General features: G+C 37.8%; 2 protein-coding genes. Both read right to left on the bottom strand.

What is annotated here, in order from left to right:
• Positions 1–324, bottom strand: a 324-nt coding sequence (locus HC175_RS16255) for a tetratricopeptide repeat protein (RefSeq protein WP_168139439.1), incomplete at its 3' end; no start/stop codon positions are given.
• 10 nt (positions 325–334) lie between these two features.
• Positions 335–511 (bottom strand): hypothetical protein, encoded by a 177-nt coding sequence (locus HC175_RS16260; protein ID WP_168139440.1) that lies wholly within the window; start codon positions 509–511, stop codon positions 335–337.
• Positions 512–633 lie beyond the last annotated feature (122 nt).

The raw sequence follows: 633 nt of genomic DNA on the forward strand, positions 1-633 counted from the left end.
ATCACTATTCCAGTCGCCGAGCAGGAAATCCATTTGTAAATGCTTCTTATCTATCTTCGCCAGTTTACTTTTGGTTTGAGGGTGTAGGGTGTTCTTTTCCCAATCATCTTTGGAGTCCCGGGACATTTCAGCCGACTTTTTGAAGTATTCTTTAGCTTCTTTTTCGTTTCCTTTTTCCACCAGGTAATCTCCATAAGAATCATAGGGATTAGCGGCTTTAGGGTGTTCTTCCATGTTTAATTTAAAAATCTTTTCGGCCGCATCCATGTCTTTGTCTTCATTCATGATCTTGTATCCTACAAGATTAAGGTCTGCCTGGGTCAACTCTTTAGTTTCATTTTTTTTTGAGGGTTTGGTATTTGGCTATAGCTTTTTTTACACCATTGGCCTTATACTCATTATAAACTTTCTCTCCCATAGAATCCGGAGGTAACACCTGGGCATATCCTGTAAAAATAAACATGATCAATAGCAGGCATGTGAGTGCGGTGGTTGTGGTCTTCGTTTTCATAACTCATTAATTTTAAAAATGTTAACTATAAATTTAACTAATTTAAAGGTTCATATTTACAAGCTTAGCTAATGCATGAAAAAAGGGGGGAAAACCCCTAAATGAAAAAAGGCCCCGGAGTG

The organism is Salinimicrobium oceani (assembly GCF_012037645.1).